Origin of the sequence: Methylobacter sp. (assembly GCF_036845245.1) — a bacterium.
In the GTDB taxonomy this organism is placed as follows: Bacteria; Pseudomonadota; Gammaproteobacteria; order Methylococcales; family Methylomonadaceae; genus Methylobacter_A.
This window is the reverse complement of record NZ_DAIUEH010000112.1, coordinates 1-4,087: the sequence shown is the minus strand read 5'-3', so window position 1 is coordinate 4,087 and position 4,087 is coordinate 1. Positions and strand designations below refer to the sequence as shown.

Here is a 4,087-nt window from a genome sequence, read left to right as displayed (position 1 = left end):
CTAGTTGATCATATTTCGTGAAGAGCCACTGTATCGCCTTGGGAACCGCTTCGGAGCGATCGCTGTCCTTCGGGATATTCTCTGACTTTAAGCAGCACTGCTTATACTTTTTGCCGCTGCCACAGGGACAGGGATCGTTACGCCCGAGCTTTTTCATATATTGAATACGTTCATAAAGAGAGTGTTGATTACGAAGCTTGATTTACATTCCGCTGTTCAGCCAGATACGCGAAAAATGTTCGGCGGCCAACGCCGAAAATATCACACACCTCGGAAGCTGTTTTCTCGGTTTTCTCATACAAGACCCGTGCGTTCTCCAACTTTGTAGCATCGGTTCGAGGTCGTCCTCCCGATTTCCCGCGTGCCTTGGCGGAAGCCTTCCCAGCGGCGGCACGCTCCGCACGTAATTCTCGTTCCATTTGATGAATAGCGCCCATCATCGAGAGAAAACAGCGCCCGGTGGCGGTACTGGTATCGATGTTTTCGCGTAAAGAAACCAAGTCGACTTTTCGTTCCTCAAGCAACTTGGTAGTTTCCAACAAATTAAGCAATGAGCGGGTCATGCGGCTCAGCTCAGTAACCACGAGCGTATCGCCAGAGCGTGCATAGACCATCAACGAATCCCAACCCGGACGATCCATCCGCGAACCGGTCATTTTATCCGTAAAGATTTTCCCGCAACCGGCCTGTTTAAGCACATCAAGTTGGGAATCGAGATTTTGTCCGACACTGCTGACACGGGCATAACCGATCCGATGAGGCGAGGTGATCTGGGAAGTGGAATCTTTGTCTTTCATAGTGCGAAAAGTTATCACATATCAGGCATAATTGCCATTTGATAAATGCACTAGTTTTTACACCGTTATCGATAGGTTGAAATGCCAAAAACTACATTCTTGATAGCAGTGCAAAAAGTGTACTTTCTGCACTGGCCGAAAAGCGGTGCCGAATGAGCGTCAATTCGCGTCGCCTGTCTATCCTGACGAAAAATGAAATTGATGATCTTTACGGGTTGCCTTGTTTCAGCGACGATGACCGTTGTCTCTTCTTTGATTTAAGTGCGGCTGAACAGAAAGCCGTCGACGCCGTTTATACCCGCTCGTCGGCAGTCCATTTAATCCTTCAAATCGGGTATTTCAAGGCCAAACAACAGTTTTTTGTTTACGGGCGGGAGGCCGTGCTAGACGATCTACACTATATTCTCCAGCGGTATTTCCCCGACCAGGTATTAGATAAGATCAAAACCCTTTCCAAGCCGACCCGGCTCGAACAGCAACAGATCATCCTCCAGTTATTCGACTATCGCCTATGCGACGGCGAGGCCAAGGCGGCACTGGAACAGAAAGCGCAGCGGGTCGCGATGCTGTCGACACAGCCGATTTACATCCTACGCGAAACCTTACAATATCTTACCAACCAACGTTTAGTTGCTCCAGGTTACACCTATCTACAGGACATGGTGAGCCGGGTTGCGACTGGCGAACGTCGGCGGATTACGGGTTTACTGGAAAAAGCCATGACGCCGGATGTCGATAAGCAACTCGAAGCCTTGCTTGAGTCTGAGGAAGGCATGTACCGCATCAGCTTACTCAAACACGAGCCTAAGGATTTCAGTTACCGCGAGTTACGCCAGGAGGTTGACCGCCGCAAATTTTTCCAGCCGCCGTATGAATTCGGGCAAAGCTTTCTGGGTACGGCCGGTCTATCCAATGAAAGTGTAAAATACTACGCATCATTGGTTCCGTTCTACTCCGTCTATCCGTCTATAAGCTGCGGCGCATGGCGGAACCCACAACACGCCTGTATTTGCTGTGTTTCGCCTTTCATCGCTTTCGGCAAATCAACGATAATTTGATCGAAGCCCTGATTTATCTCATTGGCCAATACGAGAAACAAGCCAAACTTGCCGCCGATGAGGCCATGCAGCAAGCCATCAACGAGGTCGGCGCGAATCTACAGGCGGCAGGCCAAGTTCTGGAATTGTTCATCGACGCTTCAATCCCTGATGAAACACCGTTTGCGGCCATCAAGCAAAAGGCTTTCGACCTGCTCAACATCGAGAGCTTTCCAGTCGTATCCGATTTTATGCGCAACATCGAATTCGATAAAACAGCTTTTGAATGGTCGTATTACGGCACGCTTCGGCACAAATTCAAGCTCAATTTACGGCATTTGTTCTGTAACCTCGATTTCGTTTGCCTAGTGTCGGATGAACCACTGCTGGAAGCCATTTTGTTTCTACAGGAGCTGCTGCGCCAGGGCAAGACGCCACGACAGATGAACCCGGCCAACTTCCCGACCGGAATCATCGCAAAGAATTTGCAGCGGTATTTGTATACCAAGGCGGAAAAGCAAAAAAAGAAATCCCTGGAAGTTGACCGCTATGAGTTCCTGGTATACCGCGAGCTACGGAAGGCGCTTGAAGCCTGTGACGTATTTGTTCAGGATAGCAATGAATTTCGCAGCTTTGATAACGACCTGATCAACGCCATGCGCTGGAATAAGGATAAAGACGCGATATTGCAAGAAATTGGCGCACCGATTCTGTTGACACCAATCCAGGATACGTTAGCCGCGCTCAAACGGGAACTGGAAGCCAAGTACAAATCAGTGAACCAGCGCATTGATAGCGGCGACAATAAACATATCAAAATTACCGGTACCGGGGACAAACTTCGCTGGACGTTGGTTTATCCCTCCGAGGAAGGGCCAACCAACAGTCCTTTCTATGGTCAATTGCCAAGCATCGGCGTAGCTGACCTGCTTTGGTTCGTCGCTGAAAGAACAGGATTCTTGAAATCATTTGCCCACGTTTTGGAGCGCTACGTTAAACAAGATGCCGATCCGAGACTCATCCTGGCCTGTATTGTTGCCATGGGTACCAATATGGGCTTATGGAAAATGGCGGAAGTCTCAGGGCTTAGTCATTCTGCATTGCTGACGACCGCGCGCAATTTCCTGCGGGCGGAAACGCTGCATGCAGCGAATGACGCCATTTCCAACGCTACGGCTGCGTTGCCTGTTTTCCAAGTGTACGACATCCATCATCAGAAGCATTCTAGCAGTGACGGCCAGCGCATTGCCACGCAGATCGACACGATCAACGCCCGACACTCCAGCAAATATTTCGCTCTCAAGAAAGGCGTAAGCTCCATTACCTTGGCCATGAATCATGTCCCGATCAATGCCAAGATTATCGGAACGCACGAACATGAATCACATTTCGTGTTCGACATCCTGTACAACAATACAACGGAGATCAAGCCAGAAAGGCATTCGACGGACACGCATGGCACCAATCAAGTGAATTTCTTTATCTTGCGCGTCTTCGGCTACCAATTTTCGCCGCGTTATCGTGACTTGCATAAAAAAATTGATAGCCTGATTGGATTCCAGCACCCAAGCCGTTATGGCGATGTCCTGATTAAGCCATCGCGTAAGGTCTTTGATACCTTAATATGCAAGGAGTGGCCGAATATCCAGCGCATTCTGGCTTCACTTGCACAAAAAGACGTGACTCAAGCAACCATCGTGCGTAAGCTCGCCAGTTATAAGCGGCAAAACCAGACCAAGAAGGCACTATGGGAATTGGACAATATTTGCCGGTCACTTCATATCCTTGATTTCATCGATGACCCGATACTCAGACAGCGCATTCAAAAGGCACTTAATCGCGGCGAGGCTTATCACCGTATGCGACGAGCGATTTCTTATGTCAATTCCGGTAAATTCCGGGTAAAAACCGAATCGGAACAGCAAATCTGGAATGAGTGTTCCCGGCTTATTGCCAATGCCATCATCCACTACAACACGCTAATCTTGTCTCGGGTGTATGAGCAAAAGCTGACCGTCGGCGACCAGGATGCTATCGAGATCATCAAGGGTACTTCGCCCGTCGCCTGGCAAAATGTGAATCTGATCGGTAAGTTTGAATTTACAGAAGAGAACGCGAAGGTTGACATCGATGCGTTGGCTGCACGATATAACGACCCAGATTTCTGGCGTAAGTCTGTGGAAGGAAATAGCGACCTTTAACATCAGCCATTACTAATTTTTACCTTTTCGAGGGGATGGGCAAAAATAGCCA

General features: G+C 48.9%; 4 protein-coding genes. 2 read left to right on the top strand and 2 right to left on the bottom strand.

Annotation, left to right across the window (positions count from 1 at the left end; translation table 11 throughout):
* Nucleotides 1-157 (bottom strand): SEC-C metal-binding domain-containing protein (locus tag V7051_RS24420; protein ID WP_333879360.1); only part of this gene is annotated, 157 nt, incomplete at its 3' end.
* A gap of 31 nt (nt 158-188) precedes the next feature.
* Nucleotides 189-797, bottom strand: a complete 609-nt coding sequence (locus V7051_RS24415; RefSeq protein WP_333879359.1) for a recombinase family protein — start codon at nt 795-797, stop codon at nt 189-191.
* A 152-nt stretch (nt 798-949) separates the two neighbouring features.
* Here V7051_RS24415 and V7051_RS24410 point away from each other — a divergent pair, with 152 nt between their 5' ends.
* Both V7051_RS24410 and V7051_RS24405 read left to right on the top strand, forming a co-directional pair.
* Nucleotides 950-1,855 (top strand): DUF4158 domain-containing protein, encoded by a 906-nt coding sequence (locus V7051_RS24410; protein ID WP_333879358.1) that lies wholly within the window; start codon nt 950-952, stop codon nt 1,853-1,855.
* Nucleotides 1,780-4,035, top strand: a complete 2,256-nt coding sequence (locus V7051_RS24405) for a Tn3 family transposase (RefSeq protein ID WP_333879357.1) — start codon at nt 1,780-1,782, stop codon at nt 4,033-4,035. The genes V7051_RS24410 and V7051_RS24405 overlap by 76 nt, the downstream gene beginning before the upstream one ends.
* Nucleotides 4,036-4,087 lie beyond the last annotated feature (52 nt).

Excerpts from the sequence above, each read along its gene's own strand:
- V7051_RS24415 (WP_333879359.1), bottom strand. The coding sequence starts at position 797 with ATGAAAGACAAAGATTCCACTTCCCAGATCACCTCGCCTCATCGGATC.
- V7051_RS24410 (WP_333879358.1), top strand. The coding sequence starts at position 950 with ATGAGCGTCAATTCGCGTCGCCTGTCTATCCTGACGAAAAATGAAATT.
- V7051_RS24405 (WP_333879357.1), top strand. The coding sequence starts at position 1,780 with ATGGCGGAACCCACAACACGCCTGTATTTGCTGTGTTTCGCCTTTCAT.